The sequence below is a fragment of the Bradyrhizobium sp. HKCCYLRH2015 genome (assembly GCF_051168215.1).
GTDB lineage: Bacteria > Pseudomonadota > Alphaproteobacteria > Rhizobiales > Xanthobacteraceae > Bradyrhizobium.
The window spans coordinates 435,552-450,743 of record NZ_JBNPUO010000001.1 but is presented as its reverse complement, the minus strand read 5'-3'; the positions used below and the strand labels follow the sequence as shown (position 1 = coordinate 450,743).

Genomic DNA, 15,192 nt, shown 5'->3' with positions numbered 1-15,192 from the left:
TTTTCAGCGGCCGGACGTGCTCAACATGCAGCTTCTATGCCGCCTTGCTGGTCATCGCCGGCATCGGAAGACCTTCCTCGATCGGCAGCGACGGATCGCGCGACCACTCGTTCCACGAGCCGAAGTACATCCGCACATCCTTCACGCCGGCGTTCTTCAGCGCCAGGAAGGTGTTCGAGGCCCGCGCGCCCTTGAAACAGTAGAGATACACCGGCGTGTCGACGGTGATGCCGACGGTGGCGCATTCGGCGAGGATCTCGTCCTTCGACTTGAAGCGCGGCCCCTCTCCGGTCGGCTTCATCATGCGGTACCATTCGAGCCAGACGGCACCGGGGATGCGGCCCTTGCGCGGACAGAAATCCTTGCCGTAGGGCGAGGAGGAATCGCCGATCCATTCGTCGACATCGCGGACGTCGAGGATCGCGATCGCGGGATTGCCGACGGCGGCCAGCATCGCCTTGGCGTCGATCAGGATGCTCCCCGCCTCCGGAACGATGCTGAACGATGCCTTCGCCGGCGACGGCACGTCGGTCGTCACGGGCAGGCCGGCGGCGACCCAGGCGTCGTAGCCGCCATGCAGCACCTTGATCTTGGGATAGCCGAGCATTGTGAGCAGGAAATAGCCGCGGCACGACTGGCCGAAGCCGGAGTTCATCGACTGCTCGTAGACCACGGCGGTCTCCGCACCCGACAGGCCGGCGGCGCCGAACGCATCGGCAAACTTCGTCTTCAGCTCCGTGATGCCTTCCGGCGTGGAGGTCGCGAGATAGGTGAAGATCTCGTGGACGTTGACCGCGCCGGGAAGATGTCCCGCGGCATAGGCATCGGGATTGCGGGTGTCGATCACGACACACGGCTCGGTCTTGATGAACTCGGCGAGTTCACCGGCAGTAATCAGAACGTCCGTCATGGCAGGCCTCTCCTGGTGGGATTTGTTGGTTGCCGTTCTCGCCGGCGTCAGCCGTCGGCGAGCATCTTGCGGAGCTGCTTGGTCGCGGGGGTCACGATCGCGACGAAATAGGCCTCGCGCAGGCGACGTTCGGCGCGATTGCCCTTGAGATAGCCGCGGGCTCCGCAATGGAGCATCGCGGCATGAGCCGCAGCGACGCTGGCCTCGCCGGCACGCAGGCGCAGCGCGACGACCTTGCGCCAATAGGTCTCGTCGAGGTTGAACGGATCGCTGGCGAGCTCAGAAGTTTCCTTTGCGAGCTCATCGGCGAGCGCGCTGAAGTCGACCGGCTGCTGCGGCAGATAGCGGTTGACGTGGCCGAGCGGCGCCTCGACTTCCTGCATGATCTTGATGCAGTCCTTGATCAGGCCGAGCGCCATGCCGGCCTGCAGCAGGATGAATCCGGCGCGGATCTTCTTGACGAAGGGACCGGCGGGATCGGCCAGGATCAGTTCATCCGGCACGAACAGGTCGCGAAACTGGATGCCGTAGGTGCCGGTGCCGTCCATCGCCAGGAACGGCTGGCATGGCTGCAGGGTCACCGCCGGATCGGCACAGTCGGCGATGAACATCACGATCTCGCCGGGCGCGTCCTCACGCTCGAAGATCGTGCCGAACATGTGGTCCGGCCCGAGGTTCGAGACCCAGGGCAGCACGCCGCGCACGACGTAGCCGCCCTCGACCTTGCGGCCCTTCAGCTTGAGCTTCTCGATGCCGAAGAAGCTCTTCATCGGGTTGGACAAGCCGGTGCCACCGAGCAACCGGCCGCTCGCGGCGTCGTCGAGAAGACGGTCGACGAGCGCCTTGTTGGGCGAGTTGGCGATGTACCAGACCAGCGTGTTCTGGCACCACGCCATGAAGGCCGAGGCGCCGCAGACCTCGCCGATCGCGCCGATGGCGTCGATCGCGCAGTTGAGATCCGCCGCGCCATTGTCCGGCACGTGGCTGCTCCACGCGCCGACCTCGCCGAAGCGGCGGAGCACGTCGGCCGGGTACACCGTCCCGGCGTCGATGCCAGAGGCCAGCGGCGCGAGCTCCTTGCGCGCGATCGCCGTGACCTGCTCCACGGTCGACGGCACGGGCATCACGCCCGCGCTGTCGACTGCCAGATGCTGTCCGAGTGAACCCATGACGTCCTCCGCTACTCGCAGGCCCTCGGCCGATCAGATTCCGACTTCGAGATTGACGGGGCGGGTAAACGTGTTGGCGACCGGCGACCACTTCTTGACGTGATCGATCAGCGCCTTGACCTCCTCCTGCGGAATGCCCTCGCACTCCATGTCGACCTTGACGCGGACGTCGGTGAAGCCGACCGGCTTCTCGCTGACGTCGCCGGTGCCCCAGACTGCGGTGATGTTGAGATCGCCCTCGAGCTCCAGCTCGAGCTTGTTGACGATCCAGCCGCGATGCACCGCATTGGCGTGCAGGCCGACGGCCAGGCACGAGCCGAGCGCGGCGAGCGAGGCTTCCGACGGATTGGGCGCGGTGTCGTCACCGAGCAGCCCCGGCGGCTCGTCGACGATGTAGGGCGCGAGGTTGCGGATGTAGTTGGCGTGGCGGAACTTGCCCTCGGCGACGGTCTTGCACTTCAGGGTCTTGATGACCTTGGGGTTGGCCTTGCCGTTGACGATGAGCTGCTCGAGCCCACCTCTGTCGATGGGCGCGAGGCAGCCCGTCAGCGCCGTCTTCTGAACCACAGCGGTCATCTCATTTCTCTCCCTGGGATGAGGATACCGAACGGTCTGTATCCTGCACGAAGCGTGCCAGAGAGGCCGAAAATCAAAAGCCGGAGTGATCCTCGCGGCTTACGCGATCATCGCGGCAAGCGGCGACCCGCTGCGTCCCCTCCGTTGCCCAAGCGCGGTGCAGAATGCCGCCCTCGGAGATCAAATTGCGCGCAACGCTGCCTCGCGCACGTCAGCGGTCTTGCTGACTCACGCGCACAGCGATTAAGCTTGCAGGCATGGCAAAGTCAGTTGCGGGCAAACAAACCGGCAAGAAGCAGGCGATCGCGAGGACGATCGCGGCCGGCGATGACGAATCCGCGCGCGGCCGTCTGCTCGGCGCCGCCACGCGGCTGTTCTGCAAGAACGGCATCAATGCCACCGGCATCGATGCGATCATCAGCGAGGCCGGCACCGCGAAGACCACGCTCTACAAGCTGTTCGGCTCTAAGACCGCGCTGGTCACCGCCGTGCTCGAAAGCGAAGGCAAACAGTGGCGCGAATGGTTCATCGCGGAAATGGAGAGCGGCGGCGGTGACGCCGAGACCAAGCTGGCACGCATCTTTCCGGCGCTGAAGAGCTGGTTCGGCGAGGAGCGCTTCTACGGCTGCCCCTTCATCAATGCGGTCGGCGAGCACGACAAGGATCAGAAGCAGTTTCGCACCATCGCGATGCGCCACAAGAAGGTGGTGCTGGCGCATATCGAGAGGCTCGCCCGCGAGATGGGCGCCGCCGAGCCGGAGAGCTTCTCGCATCAGCTCGCATTGCTGATCGACGGCGCGATCGTGGCGGCCATGGTGTCACGCAATCCCGAGGTCGCGGACACGGCCGGCCTGGCCGCGAAGGCGCTGATCGAGCCGGCGAAGCTGAAGGCGGCACAGCGCAACAGCAAGGCGAACCCGCAGCTCGCGACGGCGTGAGCCGCCCTGCTCTGCGACCGAGCGTCTGGATTAGCGGAAATACTCCGTCACCAGCTTCAGGTCGGCCCGGTCTGCGCACGCGCCGTTGAGGCTGGCATCGATGACGCGGCGGCAGGCCGCGACCGCAGCCTCATCGCCGAGCTCGTTGGCCGCTTCGAGCACGTGCCAGGCCGCATCGGCCGCCGCGCGGTCCGCACGCGCCTCGCGATGGCCAAGCCGTTGCTCTCTGCGAAGAGGGAGTTCCGTGCCGTTCATCCGCGATCACCTCCGTCCATCGCTGCAGGTTCAATACGCCGCCGCGCGCGGCGTGGACGCCTTGCCGCCTTTGCCCGGATTCTTGCGGGACTGATAGAATTCGAGCACGCTGCGCGACGTCTGCGACTGGAGCTTGGCATAGTCACGCTCCAGCTCCTGCAATTCACCGGCCGTGATGCGATGTTCGCGGGCGCCGAGGAAGGCGAGCGCCATCATCGTATCCCAGGTGAAGCCGAGCGCCTTGGCGAGCATCAGCAGCATCTCGCGGTTACGGTCGAACAAGGCGCGCTCGACGACATCGACCGGTAGTCCCGACAGCAGCGCGAGGCCGATCGTCACCTCCTCGACCTTGTGCGCCGTCGCATAGCTGGCGATCGTGCTCTCGTGCAGATTGCCGAGGCGGTGCTGGATCGTCACGGTGCGCTTGGCGACGAAGTAGTTGCGCGAGCCGGGTCCGAACTTCGACTGCAGGTCGCCGGCGATGTTGGCGACCGAGCTGTTGATTTCACCGAGCAGTTCAGGGCGCTCGCCGGCCAGCCGCTTGCCGACATCGTCCGAGGCCTTGGCGATGAGCTGCTGGAACAGATGGCGCGGGATGTCGAGCCGACGGCCGAGATGCTCGGCGAGGATCGAGTCGTTCTCGGCGCGCTTGACCATGTGCAGGAATCCGGCGCCGGAGAACTGGGCGCCCTGGTTGCGCGCCACCGCCGTGGCGACCGCGCGGTTGCCGCGCGTCGCCAGCACATCGGTCACCGCCGGGCTCAGCGTTCGGCGTTCGGCGATCGCGAGCAGATGGTCCTGGCTCTTGGTGCTGGCGTTCTCGACCAGCGTGGCGTCATCGAGCCGCTCGGATTCGCGCAGCACCGGGCCGGCGACCCAGATCTCGTCGTCGAAGGCGAGCTTGCGGATGACGCTGGCCGGTGAATATTCGATCCTGGCGAGGCGATCGGCGAGTTTGGCGCGCGCTTCGACCTCGATCTCGTCAGCCAGCCGGCCGATGACCTCGCCGAAGGTGGCGATCTCCTCCTCGCAGTACCGTCCCGCGATCAGCAGGTCGGTCGCATGCCACAGCGCGCGCTCCCGGCTGTCGGCGGTCCCCCGCGCGATCGCATCCTCGAGGTCCCGCAACACCGATCTGGTTTCGTTCATGATGAAAGGCCGCACCGCTGCAACAATGGAAGGGCAATGCGCAGATCATACCGTTCGAACCCGAGCGTTCCGTAACCCGCCGCGTGCGGATTTGACCGGGCATTTTCACTCAAATGCGCGCGTGCGCGTTAAGCATGCGCGCACGCGCATGCTGTCTACGGCATGACGTGGAGTGCGCGCGCCTCCGCCTCGGCGACCGACCGTTCGCGCGACGTCCACCGGCACTCGGCGAGAGCCCGGTCGATCAGCTGCATGGCGTCGCGCTCGCGACCCTGGTGGAGCATCAACTCGCCGGCGAAGAAGCTCGCCTCGCAGCGCCGTGCCTGGCGCGTGGCGGGAGCACCGCGGTCCGCCGCCGCAAGCACGGCCTCTGGCGTTTCCTGGCCGAGGAACAGGCGGACGATCGGCGCCGGCCATTTGCCCATGTCGAGCCGCTTGGCGTGGTCGGCGAGCTCGCTCGCGAGCCCGGCACGGCGGCGCGCCAGGTCCAGCCACAAGGCCGCATGGGCATTGTTGGGATCGATCTCGCTGAGCCATCGGAAGTCGTCCTGCGACTGCTCCAGGAGACCCGCCTGGAAGCTTGCGATCCCCAGCGCGCGATAGGCTTGCGCGCGGTAGCCATTGCGACCGAACGCCCGCCCGAAACCCGACCCCGGCTGCGGCTCGCTCTCGCGCAGATCGGGGCCGGCGCGATCGAATGCGGCAAGAAGACCGGCCGAGGACTGCTCGATGACGATCTTGTAGTCGTCGATCGCATGCTCGACATCTCCCTTGCGGAAATAGGCGCCGGCGCGTGCGAAACGGGCTTCGATCACCTGCGGCGTCGCCGGCTTGCCGTGCTCGATCACGACAGTGCAGCCGGCGATGCGCTCGTCGGCGCCGAGATCGGCCGCGGTCGTACACCGCTTCGGTGCCGCCGCCTCGGCGCTCGCCGACAAGCCGAAGATCGAACCGGTGATCAACGCACCACTCAAAAACGAGCGCCATCGTCGCGTAGCCATGAATGCCCCCTTAGGTCTTGCTCTTTGTGCTGCGATCTAACCAGAACCGATCGGACGAGCCACAATCTGGAATTGCGTTCGCAAATCATCGTTCAGCCGGTGTAAACGTGATCGCAGACTCGAGGCCCGCCGGGGCGCGGATGAATTGCCAGGGCCGTGTGAGCCGCGCGACAACTCAATCGACAATTGCGCGCGATGGACGGATGCGCGAAGCCATCGATAGCCGCCACGCGGCACGCGATGCGACCGTCGGCGACTACTTGGCTGCGCCGATCAGCGCCTGCAGCCGCACCAGTTCGGCCTCCAGATTCGCCTCGACATCCGCCGCCTTCACCTCGGTGACGCGATAGTCGCGGCTTTCCAGCCATGCCCGCCGTGCTCTGCGATCGGCGACGACGCCCTCGCTCTCGTCGGGGCCGACGAGCTCGATGGCCAGGCGGTGGATGAAGGAGACGAAATCGGGGATGTGGCGGCCGACCGGGGTCTGGCGCTTGAACTGGCCGGCGAAGCGGCGGTCGCGCGACAGCGCGTGCCACAGCGCCCGCTCGGCGTCGGTGGGATTGCGGCGGAGCAGCCGCGCCAGCCCGCGCAGCGAGCCGCGCGAATCCGGCAGGTTGGCGACGGTACCCTGCTCGGCGATCAGCGCGCGCAGCCGCGTCGCCTGCTCGCTGTCGAGCACGCCGCCCTTGGCCGGTCCCTTGCGTCCCTCGGCGATCGCCATCACCACGCCGTGCAGGGTGTGGATGTCCTGCCGCGACGGCTCCATGCGGAAGAAGATGTTGCGCAAATTGACCAGCATGGTCTCGCGCTTCTCCGGCGGGCGCAGGAATTCGACCCGGTCGAGCTCGCGCACCAGGTTCTCGAAGAACGCTTCCATCTGCCCCTGGCTGGCGCGCTCCGAGCGCTCGGGCATGGCGAAGGGCAGCGCGCCCGACGTCGCCAGCTTGAACCACTCATAACCCATCAGCAGCACGGCCTGCGCGAGGTTCAGCGAGGCGAAGCCCGGATTGACCGGATAGGTGATGATGCGATTGGCGCGGGCGACCTCCTCGTTGGTGAGCCCCGCCCGCTCGCGGCCGAACAGAATGCCGGCGCGGCCGCCGGCGGCAATCTGGCCCTGCATCTCCCGCGCGGCCGCCTCCGGGCCCATCACCGGCTTGGCCTGGTCGTGGGCGCGGGCGGTGGTGGCAAACACCAGGTCGAGGTCGGCGATCGCCTCCGGCAGGGTGTCGAACAGCCGGACATGATCGATGATGTGGTCGGCCCCGGCGGCGGCCCGCTGGGCGGCGATGTTCGGCCAGCCGTCGCGCGGGTTGACCAGTCGCAGCTCGGACAACGCAAAATTGCCCATGGCGCGCGCGGCCATGCCGATGTTCTCGCCGAGCTGCGGCTCGACCAGGATCACCACCGGGCCCGTGATCTCCAATCCCGCCTTCGTCTTGTCGGTGCCCGACACGGTCAATCCTCGACTTCCAGATCCGGTTGAAGGGCGCGCCCGCGCGCCCTGCCCGCTCCGTTGGCCCGGCTGGCGAGAATTCTCAAGCAAAATAATCGGCTTAGCCAAGAATTTTACGGTTTGCGCGAAACCGCAGCCGGCCGCCTCGCCGCCGTTGCCCACCGCATGAGCGGGCTGCGAAAATCAGCACCGGACGCATACCGGGTGCGCTTCCGCCCGCGGTGCAGCAGTGCTATGACGCGCTTGATTTCACAAGCGCTTTCCATTCCTGGCGCGCTGTTCCCAAGAAGGCCCCATCGATCATGGCAAAAATCAAGGTGACCAACCCGGTCGTCGAGCTCGACGGCGACGAGATGACGCGGATCATCTGGCAGTACATCAAGGACAAGCTGATCAACCCGTTCCTTGACATCGATCTGCAGTATTTCGACCTGGGGATGGAGAGCCGCGACAAGACCAACGACCAGATCACGATCGATGCCGCCAACGCCATCAAGAAGGTCGGCGTCGGCGTGAAGTGCGCCACCATCACCCCGGACGAGGCCCGGGTGAAGGAGTTCGGCCTCAAGGAGATGTGGAAGTCGCCGAACGGCACCATCCGCAACATCCTCGGCGGCGTCGTGTTCCGCGAGCCGATCATCTGCAAGAACGTGCCGCGCCTGGTCCCCGGCTGGACCAAGCCGATCATCATCGGCCGCCACGCCTATGGCGACCAGTACCGCGCCACCGACTTCAAGTTCCCCGGCAAGGGCGTGCTGACGATGAAATTCGTCGGCGACGACGGCACCGTGATCGAGAAGGAAGTCTTCAGGGCGCCCGGCGCCGGCGTCGCGATGGAGATGTACAACCTCGACGAGTCGATCTACGACTTCGCCCGCGCCTCGCTCAACATGGGCCTCGCCAAGAACTACTCGGTCTACCTGTCGACCAAGAACACCATCCTCAAGGTCTATGACGGCCGCTTCAAGGACATCTTCCAGGAGGTGTACGACAAGGAGTTCAAGGACAAGTTCGAGGCCAAGAAGATCACCTATGAGCACCGCCTGATCGACGACATGGTCGCCGCGGCGCTGAAGTGGTCGGGCGGCTATGTCTGGGCCTGCAAGAACTATGACGGCGACGTGCAGTCCGACACGGTGGCCCAGGGCTACGGCTCGCTCGGTCTGATGACCTCGGTGCTGATGACCCCGGACGGCCAGACCGTCGAGGCTGAGGCCGCCCACGGCACGGTGACCCGTCACTTCCGCGAGCACCAGAAGGGCAAGGAGACCTCGACCAACTCGATCGCCTCGATCTTCGCCTGGACCCGCGGCCTGTCGCACCGCGCCAAGCTCGACAACAATGCCGAGCTGGCGAAGTTCGCGACCACCCTGGAGAAGGTCTGCGTCGACACCGTCGAGTCCGGCTACATGACCAAGGACCTCGCGCTGCTGGTCGGCGCCGACCAGCGCTGGCTCTCGACCACCGGCTTCCTCGACAAGATCGCCGAGAACCTCACCAAGGCGATGGCGGCGTAAGTTTCCCCACTTTCGCCTTCTGGTTTCGTCACCTATCAACGGGCCGCGCCGCCAGCGCGGCCCGTTTTCGTTTCACTCCTGCCGTCGAGGAACCTGATCATGCGCTTGACCTCATCGCTCGCTCTGCTGGTGCTCGGTGCCCAGATCGGCTCCTCCCACGCCGCAGAGACCACGATTCCCGACGCGCTGGTCGCCGCCGGCGAAAAGGCCGTGCTGACGCTGCATGCCGAAGGCGCGCAGGTCTACGACTGCAAGGCCGACAAGGACGGCAAGCTCGCCTGGACCTTTCGCGAACCGATCGCCAGTCTGTTCGAGGACGGCAAGACCGTCGGCCGGCACTACGCCGGCCCGAGCTGGGAGCATCAGGACGGCTCGATCGTCGGCGGCCGCGTGCAGGGCACCGCGGTCGGCGCCACCGACAACGATATCCCCTGGCTGAAGCTCGAGGTCGTCTCCCATCGTGGCGCGAAGGGCGTGCTCTCGGATGTGACCACCGTGCAGCGGATCAACACGGCCGGCGGCAAGCTGGCAGGCGCCTGCGACGCCGCCGGGCAACTCCGCAGCGTCGCCTATTCCGCGGACTACGTGTGCCTGCGGAAGCAGTAAGGCGCCTCACGCTTCGCGATAATCCAGCAGGATCAATCCCACCAGCACGAACGCCACCGGCCAGACCCAGGCGGCGACGCGGCTGATGCGGCCGTCCATGCGCAGCTCCAGCCAGCGCGCCCAGCCGGCGGTGATGCCGCACAGCGCCAGCGGCGTGTGGCTCATCTCGATCAGGAGCTGGTCCTTGATGTTGGCGATGGCGTGCGAGTGCGTCAGCAGCAGCGCGCCGCCGGCGGCGACCGTCAGCGGAAACACCAGCGCCGCCCGCCCCGCCTGCTGCCCGCGCAGCCGCACCCGCCATTCGAACAGGCCGAACAAGATGATCAGCACCACGAACAGCCGGTGCTGCGCCACTTCCGGATCGCGCCACGAGGCCCAGAAACCGATCGGGCCGAGCGGCCAGGCCATCTCGTCGGCGCGCAGGAACAGGAACGCCGCCATCACCAGGAACAACAGCGGCCAGTGCCGCGCCCACCTGCCCCAGGCAAAGCGCTCGATCAGCGCGAGCAGGCCGATCAGCACGACGAAGATGCCGGCCCAATGGTGGTTGTATTCCGACCAGGCGATGTCGGCGGCGCTGCGCGGCAGGATCACGCCCTCGCCCGGCACATAGGCTTGCGGCGCCGTCAGGCGCTGCGCGTCGGCGGCGTCGATCCTCGCCTGCAGCTGCGAGATCGTGAGCTGGTCGACCGAGGGGCTCGTCAGCCGCGGCCATTGCGGCGCGGCGCGCTCGACGATCTCGCTTAAGCTCAACCGGTCCTGGCTGAGATCGATGCCGGGCGGCAGCGACGTCAGCGAGCCCGCGGTCAGGAGCACCGTCAGCCCAATGCCGAGCTCGACCTCGACGAAGCGCTTCATGCGCGAGAGCGGTGCTGCGGGATCACGGCGGCGCAAACGTTCGACGGCGAAGAAGTTGCCGGCGCCGAGCGCCAGCAGCATCAGCAGCATCGCGACCTTGGCCGACATCATCACGCCATAGGCGGTGCCGTAGATCGCCTCGAACGAGCCGAGATAGGCGATCGCCATCACAATGCCGCCGAGCACGATCGCCGCCACCGAGACCATCGACATCAGCGAGTAGCGCCGTCCGATCAGGCGCTGATCGTCATCCGCCTTGCAGCCGTTCAGCGCCATCAGGAAATACGGCAGGCCGCCGATCCAGATTCCGGCGCCGAGCATGTGCAGGAAGTCGGCGGCGAGCAGCGGCCAGCGCACCTCGAGCCGGCTCGCCGCGTGCGTCAGGTTGAGCTGCAGCAGCAGCGCGGCACCAGCCAGCACGGCCAGTGCCACGACGCGCCAGGCGGCCCAGCTGCCGGTCCGGGCGAGCGCCGCGATGCCGAGCGCGCAGGCGGCAACGGCCATGCCGGAGCGCGCGAAGTCGGCGCCGACCGCCTCGCCGAGCGAGAGGTCGAGCGTCCCGATCAGCGCCGCCATGTTGACCGCGAGCGAGGCCAGCACGACCGCGAACCAGCCGAACGCGCTTCGGCGCAGGAAGCGCTGGCTGCGCTTCCCCACGACGATCGCGTCGGCGGACAGCCTTTGCTGTAGCGGGCGAAGCAGCAACAGCAGAAACGCCAGGCCGCCCACGGTGAAGGATTGTGCCAGCAGGGTCAGGCCGCGCAGCACCACCGAGAGATAGCCGAAGATGTCGAGGAAGAGCGACACGGCTAGCGCACGTTGAAAGGAATGTCGCCACGGGTGATGTGGCCATCGACGCTGAGCACCTGCCATTGCAGATGCCAGGCGCCGGGGCTGAGCGCCCTGGCCTCGGCGTCGATCTCGTCGGCCGGCGCGTCGGCGGCCGGCGTGAGCGCCTGCTCGGCGCCGTCGGGCGCGCGCAGCTTCAGCCGCGAGCGGGCGTGATCGATGCGGCTGTTGAAGCGCAGCCGGATCAGTGTCGGCTGCTTCTCGATGGTCCCGCCCGCCGCGGGCTGCGACGAGACGATGATAGCATGGGCCGAGGCGGCGCCGGGGGCGGCCAGAAGCAGCGCGGCAAGGGTCGGCAGGTGACGGAATCGGATGACGGACGACATGGGACGCGCGGGCGGAGGCTGCGGCGGGAACGTTCGGGCTGGACCGGGTCGAACAAAACTCTACCGTTCAAATCTAAGCGCCCTTCCTGTTCCCCGCGTAGCCACAAAGTCGTGACTGCGCCGAACGGGGACCTGCGGCTGTGGACAGCCGCGCGCCGGCCCTGCCCGCGGAGCATCCCGGAACGGCGAAATTTAGGGTCGAATCATCAAGCACTTCGCTGTATGCCTCGCCGCATCATTCCGTCTGTCCGGCCCGGCCTGCCGGCCCGCGGACCAACATTGCCTTTCGAGGAACGCCTGAGGAAACCCGTCATGCCCGCCTATCGCTCCCGCACCTCCACCCATGGCCGCAACATGGCCGGCGCCCGCGGCCTGTGGCGCGCCACCGGCATGACCAACGAGGATTTCGGCAAGCCGATCATCGCCGTCGTCAACTCCTTCACCCAGTTCGTGCCGGGCCATGTCCACCTCAAGGACCTCGGCCAGCTGGTCGCCCGCGAGATCGAGAAGGCCGGCGGCGTCGCCAAGGAGTTCAACACGATCGCGGTCGATGACGGCATCGCGATGGGCCATGACGGCATGCTCTACAGCCTGCCGTCGCGCGAGCTGATCGCCGACAGCACCGAATACATGGTCAACGCGCATTGCGCCGACGCCATGGTCTGCATCTCCAACTGCGACAAGATCACGCCCGGCATGCTGATGGCCGCAATGCGGCTCAACATCCCCGCGGTGTTCGTCTCCGGCGGTCCGATGGAGGCCGGCAAGGTCAACATCGAGGGCAAGCTGCGCAAGGTCGATCTGATCGATGCGATGATCGTGGCCGCCGACGACAAGGTGTCCGATGCCGACGTGGAGGTCATGGAGCGCTCGGCCTGCCCGACCTGCGGCTCCTGCTCCGGCATGTTCACGGCCAACTCCATGAACTGCCTGACTGAGGCGCTCGGCCTGTCGCTGCCCGGCAACGGCTCGGTGCTGGCGACGCATGCCGACCGCCGCGGCCTGTTCGTCGAGGCCGGTCACCTGATCGTCGATCTCGCCCGCCGCTATTACGAGCAGGACGATGCGTCCGTGCTCCCGCGCTCGATCGCCAACTTCAAGGCGTTCGAGAACGCGATGAGCATGGACATCGCGATGGGCGGCTCGACCAACACCGTGCTGCATCTGCTCGCCGCCGCGCATGAGGGCGAGATCCCGTTCACGATGACCGACATCGATCGCCTGTCGCGCAAGGTCCCCTGCCTGTGCAAGGTCGCTCCCGCCGTGGCCGACGTGCACATGGAGGACGTGCACCGCGCCGGCGGCGTGATGGGCATCCTCGGCGAGCTCGCCCGCGCCGGCCTGCTGCACACCGAATTGCCGAGCGTCCATTCGGCCTCGCTGGCATCAGCGCTGGAGCGCTGGGACATCCGCAGCACGGCGAGCGAGAGCGTCAAGAACTTCTACATGGCCGCCCCCGGCGGCGTGCCGACGCAGGTCGCGTTCAGCCAGGACCGCCGCTACCAGGAGCTCGATCTCGACCGCGAGAAGGGCTGCATCCGCGACCTCGCGCATGCCTATTCCAAGGATGGCGGCCTGGCCGTGCTGACCGGCAACATCGCGCGCGACGGCTGCATCGTGAAGACCGCGGGCGTCGATGCCTCGATCCTGAAGTTCTCGGGTCCTGCGCGCGTGATGGAGAGCCAGGACGCCGCGGTCGAAGCGATCCTCACCAACAAGATCAAGGCCGGCGACATCGTCGTCATCATCTATGAGGGCCCGCGCGGCGGCCCAGGCATGCAGGAGATGCTGTATCCGACCAGCTATCTGAAGTCGAAGGGCCTCGGCAAGGCGTGTGCGTTGATCACCGACGGCCGCTTCTCCGGCGGCACCTCGGGGCTGTCGATCGGCCATGTCTCGCCGGAAGCCGCCGAGGGCGGCCTGATCGGCCTGGTGCAGGACGGCGACCGCATCGAGATCGACATCCCCAACCGCACCATTCATCTGGCGGTCTCGGATGCCGAGCTCGCGCAGCGTCGCGCGGCAATGGAGGCCAAGGGCGACAAGGCCTGGAAGCCGAAGACCCGCGCCCGCAAGGTGTCGACCGCGCTGAAGGCCTACGCCGCGTTCGCGAGCAGCGCCGCCAAGGGCGCGGTACGCATCGTGAAGGACTAGGACGCTCGACGGTCCCTAGCCAGGACTATCGTCTACGATGATCGGAGTTTTGCGCCGATCTGTCTCCACTGTCATGGCCGGGCTTGTCCCACGGCTGTCCGGTTCAGCTTCCGCATATTGCGAGGCTCAACTGTTGTGGGTTTTTGGCAAGTTGGGGTGGCCCCGTGAGCAATTGATCGATGGGGCGGCGATGCATGAGGTTGGTGCGGACCAATCTGGCAAAGACCAAGGGGCTTTGGATTGCCTTCTGAAGGTCTTGCGCGAGGCGAAGCAAGAGGAAGGCGATCAGGGCAACGGCGATCTGGATACGAACGGCGTTCTCAGAAGTCCCGAGGAACCTGGTGATCTTGAGGGTCTGCTTGACCCAACGAAAGAACAACTCGATGGCCCAGCGGCGACGATAGAGGTCGGCGATCTCTTGAGCGCTGGCATCGAGGTCGTTCGACAGGATGCGCAGGATCTTTCCCGTTTCCAAGGTGACGCGCACTTCGCGCACCGCAGTCTGCATTGGATTGCGGCGGCTGTAGGCTTGGCGTTGTGGAAGGAAGCCGATGCGGTCGGAGAGGATGTTGCCATCCGCGATGACAGGCAACTCCTCCACGACCCGCAGCGGCGTATTGGATTTGAACCGGGTCACGATTCGACAACCGGCGGCGTCCAGTTGAGCCCACCAAGCATATTCATAATAGCCGAGATCGAAGACGTAGGTTGCTCCCGGCTCGATGGGCATCTGATGCGCTGCAGTATTGTCGTTGACGTTGGCTCCGCTGATTGCCGCATAAATCGGCCGGTCGGCGTCGGCATCATAGATCACATGCACCTTGGCACCGCAGACACCGGTAGAGAACCGTGCCCAGCCAGCGCTGGCTTCTGTCAGCCGTACGCTGGTCGAATCAATCAAATACGTCGTCTCGGCAAGCTTGCGGCGTAACCGGCGATGGGCCTGCTTCATCATGATGGCCAACAGGGCGGCAAACATCTCCGCAGGCCGATTCATATTGGCGTCCGCGAAAGTCGAGCGGCGGACAGGGCCCCCACCCAGGTGATAAAGCCGCGCGGTGTGGCTCGACAGCCCGGTGACAATCTCACGCAGACTGGAAGCCCCCGAAAGCTGACCGTACAGCAGCGCCACAAATTGGTCTTTGGTGGAAAGCCGTCGAATCCGCGCGTCCGTGCCATGCTCGTCCACAAGCGCCTCGAAGCGATGCCAGGGGACCAACTTCAGAATGTCTCGGAATACTGTATTCTGATGCGGCATGGCGGGACCTTCCTGGTGTGTCTCGAACATTTGGCGATGCTCAAGACCGCAGAAGAATCCACGCCATGCACCATGTCCAGTCTGTCTGAACCGGACAGCCGTGGGCTTGTCCCGGCCATCCACGTCGTGCGGCATACTGAGAACGACGTGGATGCCCGGGACAAGCCCGG

At 66.1% G+C, this 15,192-nt stretch carries 14 protein-coding genes; 4 read left to right on the top strand and 10 right to left on the bottom strand.

Annotation, left to right across the window (positions count from 1 at the left end; genetic code table 11):
* Nucleotides 1–34: 34 nt before the first annotated feature.
* From ACQR1H_RS01895 to ACQR1H_RS01885, 3 genes are read right to left on the bottom strand one after another with little or no spacing between them, the layout of a single operon-like run.
* Nucleotides 35–910: a sulfurtransferase gene (locus tag ACQR1H_RS01895; protein ID WP_315801214.1), complete on the bottom strand. Its 876-nt coding sequence runs from the start codon at nucleotides 908–910 to the stop codon at nucleotides 35–37.
* 47 nt (nucleotides 911–957) lie between these two features.
* Nucleotides 958–2,079 (bottom strand): acyl-CoA dehydrogenase family protein, encoded by a 1,122-nt coding sequence (locus ACQR1H_RS01890; protein ID WP_316215926.1) that lies wholly within the window; start codon nucleotides 2,077–2,079, stop codon nucleotides 958–960.
* A 33-nt stretch (nucleotides 2,080–2,112) separates the two neighbouring features.
* On the bottom strand, nucleotides 2,113–2,655 hold the full coding sequence (locus ACQR1H_RS01885; protein WP_315801216.1) for an OsmC family protein: 543 nt from the start codon (nucleotides 2,653–2,655) through the stop codon (nucleotides 2,113–2,115).
* Between the two features lie 257 nt (nucleotides 2,656–2,912).
* Between ACQR1H_RS01885 and ACQR1H_RS01880 the strand changes: the two genes are divergently transcribed.
* Entirely contained in the window at nucleotides 2,913–3,593 is a 681-nt protein-coding gene (locus ACQR1H_RS01880) for a TetR/AcrR family transcriptional regulator (RefSeq protein ID WP_315801217.1), read from the top strand.
* A 30-nt stretch (nucleotides 3,594–3,623) separates the two neighbouring features.
* Here ACQR1H_RS01880 and ACQR1H_RS01875 read toward each other — a convergent pair whose 3' ends face one another.
* The 4 genes from ACQR1H_RS01875 to ACQR1H_RS01860 all read right to left on the bottom strand — a co-directional run bounded on the left by ACQR1H_RS01875 (nucleotide 3,624) and on the right by ACQR1H_RS01860 (nucleotide 7,454).
* Nucleotides 3,624–3,848 carry a hypothetical protein gene (locus ACQR1H_RS01875; RefSeq protein ID WP_316215925.1) on the bottom strand — a complete coding sequence of 75 codons (225 nt, stop codon included), beginning with the start codon at nucleotides 3,846–3,848 and terminating at the stop codon, nucleotides 3,624–3,626.
* 30 nt (nucleotides 3,849–3,878) lie between these two features.
* Nucleotides 3,879–4,997, bottom strand: a complete 1,119-nt coding sequence (locus ACQR1H_RS01870) for a DUF2336 domain-containing protein (protein ID WP_316183072.1) — start codon at nucleotides 4,995–4,997, stop codon at nucleotides 3,879–3,881.
* Between the two features lie 155 nt (nucleotides 4,998–5,152).
* Nucleotides 5,153–5,998, bottom strand: a complete 846-nt coding sequence (locus tag ACQR1H_RS01865; RefSeq protein ID WP_434907040.1) for a hypothetical protein — start codon at nucleotides 5,996–5,998, stop codon at nucleotides 5,153–5,155.
* 256 nt (nucleotides 5,999–6,254) lie between these two features.
* Nucleotides 6,255–7,454: a TrmJ/YjtD family RNA methyltransferase gene (locus tag ACQR1H_RS01860; protein WP_434840341.1), complete on the bottom strand. Its 1,200-nt coding sequence runs from the start codon at nucleotides 7,452–7,454 to the stop codon at nucleotides 6,255–6,257.
* 302 nt (nucleotides 7,455–7,756) lie between these two features.
* Here ACQR1H_RS01860 and ACQR1H_RS01855 point away from each other — a divergent pair, with 302 nt between their 5' ends.
* On the top strand, nucleotides 7,757–8,971 hold the full coding sequence (locus tag ACQR1H_RS01855) for an NADP-dependent isocitrate dehydrogenase (RefSeq protein ID WP_316183069.1): 1,215 nt from the start codon (nucleotides 7,757–7,759) through the stop codon (nucleotides 8,969–8,971).
* Between the two features lie 99 nt (nucleotides 8,972–9,070).
* Nucleotides 9,071–9,577 carry a DUF3455 domain-containing protein gene (locus tag ACQR1H_RS01850; RefSeq protein ID WP_434907039.1) on the top strand — a complete coding sequence of 169 codons (507 nt, stop codon included), beginning with the start codon at nucleotides 9,071–9,073 and terminating at the stop codon, nucleotides 9,575–9,577.
* A 6-nt stretch (nucleotides 9,578–9,583) separates the two neighbouring features.
* Here ACQR1H_RS01850 and ACQR1H_RS01845 read toward each other — a convergent pair whose 3' ends face one another.
* Both ACQR1H_RS01845 and ACQR1H_RS01840 read right to left on the bottom strand, forming a co-directional pair.
* Nucleotides 9,584–11,242 (bottom strand): copper resistance D family protein, encoded by a 1,659-nt coding sequence (locus ACQR1H_RS01845; RefSeq protein WP_316183067.1) that lies wholly within the window; start codon nucleotides 11,240–11,242, stop codon nucleotides 9,584–9,586.
* 2 nt (nucleotides 11,243–11,244) lie between these two features.
* The gene (locus tag ACQR1H_RS01840; RefSeq protein ID WP_316183066.1) at nucleotides 11,245–11,610 is read right to left on the bottom strand and encodes a copper resistance CopC family protein; all 366 of its coding nucleotides are present in this window, start codon (nucleotides 11,608–11,610) and stop codon (nucleotides 11,245–11,247) included.
* 312 nt (nucleotides 11,611–11,922) lie between these two features.
* On the opposite strand from ACQR1H_RS01840, the gene ilvD reads away from it, so the two are divergent.
* Nucleotides 11,923–13,764: a dihydroxy-acid dehydratase gene (gene ilvD, locus ACQR1H_RS01835; RefSeq protein ID WP_316238791.1), complete on the top strand. Its 1,842-nt coding sequence runs from the start codon at nucleotides 11,923–11,925 to the stop codon at nucleotides 13,762–13,764.
* Nucleotides 13,765–13,867: 103 nt separating this feature from the next.
* Here ilvD and ACQR1H_RS01830 read toward each other — a convergent pair whose 3' ends face one another.
* Nucleotides 13,868–15,022: an IS4 family transposase gene (locus ACQR1H_RS01830; RefSeq protein WP_315800429.1), complete on the bottom strand. Its 1,155-nt coding sequence runs from the start codon at nucleotides 15,020–15,022 to the stop codon at nucleotides 13,868–13,870.
* Nucleotides 15,023–15,192: the final 170 nt, after the last annotated feature.